The sequence below is a fragment of the Pontibacter pamirensis genome, from assembly GCF_010015475.1.
Taxonomy (GTDB): Bacteria; Bacteroidota; Bacteroidia; order Cytophagales; family Hymenobacteraceae; genus Pontibacter; species Pontibacter pamirensis.
Map to the genome: position 1 here is coordinate 1 of NZ_SSNI01000093.1, position 3,048 is coordinate 3,048.

At 46.8% G+C, this 3,048-nt stretch carries 6 protein-coding genes; 3 read left to right on the forward strand and 3 right to left on the reverse strand.

Annotation, left to right across the window (positions count from 1 at the left end):
* Positions 1-369: 369 nt before the first annotated feature.
* The 3 genes from E1919_RS26985 to E1919_RS26995 all read right to left on the reverse strand — a co-directional run bounded on the left by E1919_RS26985 (position 370) and on the right by E1919_RS26995 (position 1,618).
* Complete coding sequence (locus E1919_RS26985) at positions 370-561, reverse strand: hypothetical protein (protein WP_162056503.1); 192 nt, start codon at positions 559-561, stop codon at positions 370-372.
* 215 nt (positions 562-776) lie between these two features.
* Positions 777-1,175, reverse strand: coding sequence for a hypothetical protein (locus E1919_RS26990; protein WP_237144893.1), 399 nt, complete (start codon positions 1,173-1,175; stop codon positions 777-779).
* Positions 1,176-1,459: 284 nt separating this feature from the next.
* Positions 1,460-1,618, reverse strand: coding sequence for a hypothetical protein (locus tag E1919_RS26995; protein ID WP_162056505.1), 159 nt, complete (start codon positions 1,616-1,618; stop codon positions 1,460-1,462).
* A gap of 22 nt (positions 1,619-1,640) precedes the next feature.
* Between E1919_RS26995 and E1919_RS27445 the strand changes: the two genes are divergently transcribed.
* The 3 genes from E1919_RS27445 to E1919_RS27010 form a co-directional block, all read left to right on the forward strand.
* A complete protein-coding gene (locus tag E1919_RS27445) occupies positions 1,641-1,877 on the forward strand; it encodes an RNA-dependent RNA polymerase family protein (RefSeq protein ID WP_202916010.1) in 237 nt (78 codons plus the stop codon).
* Between the two features lie 262 nt (positions 1,878-2,139).
* Positions 2,140-2,478, forward strand: coding sequence for a winged helix-turn-helix transcriptional regulator (locus tag E1919_RS27005; protein WP_162056506.1), 339 nt, complete (start codon positions 2,140-2,142; stop codon positions 2,476-2,478).
* A gap of 67 nt (positions 2,479-2,545) precedes the next feature.
* A partial coding sequence (locus E1919_RS27010; RefSeq protein WP_237144894.1) for a flavodoxin family protein occupies positions 2,546-3,048 on the forward strand: 503 nt, incomplete at its 3' end.

Genomic DNA, 3,048 nt, shown 5'->3' on the forward strand with positions numbered 1-3,048 from the left:
GATCTGTTATAGATGAAATTGCCTTTCCAGCACAGCTCCTCTAGTGTGCCGGGATCCATTACCTGAATGGTGCCCTGGAAGGCATCATTCAGGGGAAGAGGTAGGCTAGTGGGGGTTATCAAAGCTGACGGGAAAGCCGGTGGAGTACTGCAGCTGCGTCCTGTCAACGTCACAAAGCAGATAGCAGGAAAGTAGCCTGAAGGATAAAGCTAGCCTGAAACATGCCTTTCCAGAAATCGTGTAGGAGCCGCCGGCTTTATGGAATTTCAGCTGCCTTTGCTGCTATAAGAGTCAGAACATGTTAAAACGGAAGAGCCGCTACTTCCTATGAGTAGCGGCTCTTTTACCTTTATATGATTGTGTTGCAGACTACAGGACAGTCGGCACCTCGTAGAAGCGGAGCTGCAGCACTCTCAGGCCGTTGTTGTCATAGTCCCAGTAGTAGCCCTCCATTTCGTCTGAGAAGAGCGGGTAACGCTGTGGGTTGTCAACACCGTCGTCTGTGATGTCGGTGTAGATGCTCAGCAGCTCAGATTGCGCTAAGGCAAGGGGTGGATACATATGTTGGTCCTCTCATTTACCTGCGGCTGGCACGCCACGGGCTTTTTACCGCCTGGCCCGGCAGCCGCCGTGTAGGACGTGGGGTAGCGGAATTGCACCGGTTCTGGAGAGAAATATAAGTAAATAGACTGCCCTGCCTTACGCAGAGCGGTCTATTGTTGTCTATGCTCTTGAAGTTTCCTTCCTGCTGCTTTACTAGAAGCGGGCCGTGCCGCTTACATATCCTTGCTTATGGAGAAGCTTCCGTCGCCGTTGAAGTTGGTCAGGATAACGGTCACGATCCATGCACCGGGGGCGCCAGTGGAAGTCATTCCTGACTTAGAGTCCTCGGAATCTCCTGCCACAAGGGTTTTATCCAGGACAAGCTGCCCTTGGGCGTCCTTAATCAAAAGCTGGAAGCTTCCGCCTTTAGTGGCTGTAACGTCCATGTTGTACTCTGCCTTAGAGGAAGCGTTCTGCCAGGTGTAGGTCTTTGAAGAGGACCCTCCGTTTCCCGCCACATCGCCGTCCACATCCCCAGTTGTGACGGTGGTAAATTCCACGTTCGCCATGTAAGCCTCTTCTTCCTTCTCGCAGCTGCTGAGGAATCCTGCGGCAGCTAAGATAAATACCATTAATACCTTTGTCAGTTTCATGTCTGCACCCTCTGTTTTTAAGTTGAATTAGTTGGTTTTCAGTGGCTCCGGGTCATTTCCGTAAGAGCCAGGCAAAAGTAATCAATTCCCTTAGTATATATATATAATATAATTTATTTCTGCAGGAAGCAGTTTCGGAAAGAGTGGGGGAGTAGGTCTGAAACCCCAGGCACCGTGCGCTTGGTTTGAAGAGAGCAGCTGCTTGAAGCCCCTTACCTGGAACAGCTTGACATTTCAGACCCCGGCCACAGTAGTCATTCGATTCAGGAGCCTGTTGCAACCTTCTCCATTGTCATGTGCTGAGGCGGGTGCGTGGGTGCATTCTCCACATCACACCCTGAGACAATGCGCATAACAGGGGCATCGGGTTTACGCACCCAGCCGTATCCTCTGTCCGGCTCTTCCTGATGACTAGCCAACAAAGGCAGTGCCGGCGCAGACCAGATGGGCTGGGAGGAACTGGAGCGGGACCGAAGCCGTCAGCTATACAAGCTGTGGAACAGGCTCAGCTCAGGCAGTTATTCCCCCATGCCCGTCAGGGAGGTGGCCATCGGCAAGAAGGGCGGGGGCGAGCGCAAGCTCGGCATTCCGACCATTTTCGACCGTATTGCACAGGAGGTTTTCAGGGCGCACCTGGAGCGTTTTGTGGAGCCGCTGTTTCACAAGAGCTCTTTCGGTTAGCGCCCCGGCAGGAGCTGCCACCAGGCGGTGGAGAGGCTAAGCCAGCAGGCGATGTGCCATGACTGGAGCATAGACCTGGACATCAAGAGCTTCTTCGACACGATTGACCATGGACGCCTCCCCTTTAGAACAACGTAATAAGCATTTTCTACATTGCTTTTTATGAATTTTATAATTAACAAGCAAAATCATATTTGTATTTATTTAAGATTCAACCATATTGCAGAATCACAATTTTAAATCGTTATAAAGAGGCATTAAAATGAAAAGCTTAATAAGGCCATATCAATATAAAATACCAGTGAAGTCTGATTGCGGAGTTGAAAAGGCATTGCTTGTAATTTCAGGTAAATGGAAACCAGCTATTCTAAGTGTACTGCTGAAGACAAGCCAGCGCTTGAAAGATATGCAGGAAGGGTTGCCTGAAGCGCCCAAAAGAGCCTTAACCCAACAGTTGAAAGAAATGATAAATGATGGCCTAATTCAGAAACAAGATTTTAACGAGTATCCTAAAAGAACAGAATATTCCATTACCCCGCTGGGTATGCAGCTTTCCGGAGTATTTGAGGCTCTTAAAACCTTTGGAGACAAAATTCAATAGAGTAAAATTATTCCCTTATTTTATTCAAATGTAGCAGCCTTTAGCTTTGTCCAGAAACTAAAACAAAATGATGGAGCCAAAAGGAATAATACTTCAAGGTAGTTCTAGAAGTGCGGGTAATACAAGTAAGATCTGCAATTTCGTAAAAGAAAGAACTGGGTTTGAAGTGGTGGATTTAAGATTGAAGCGTATCGGTCATTTCGATTATAATTTTGAAAATAAGGATGATGATTTTATCCCTTTGATTAAGAGTTTAGCTCATAATTACGATATAATCCTTCTTGCCACACCGGTTTACTGGTATTCCATGAGTGGAATTATGAAAATATTTTTTGACCGGATAACTGACTGTCTGCGTGATGAAAAAGAGATAGGCCGTAAATTAAGAGGGAAAAAGATGGCGATGATTAGCTGCGGATCGGATGCAGTGTTAATAAATGGTTTTAAAATGCCTTTTGTAGAGACAGCCCGATATTTGGAAATGAATTATTTAGGGGATATTCATACTTGGCTTGAGGAGGGTTCTCTTCCAGAACCTGTTAAACAGAACTTAGAATATTTTATAACTGA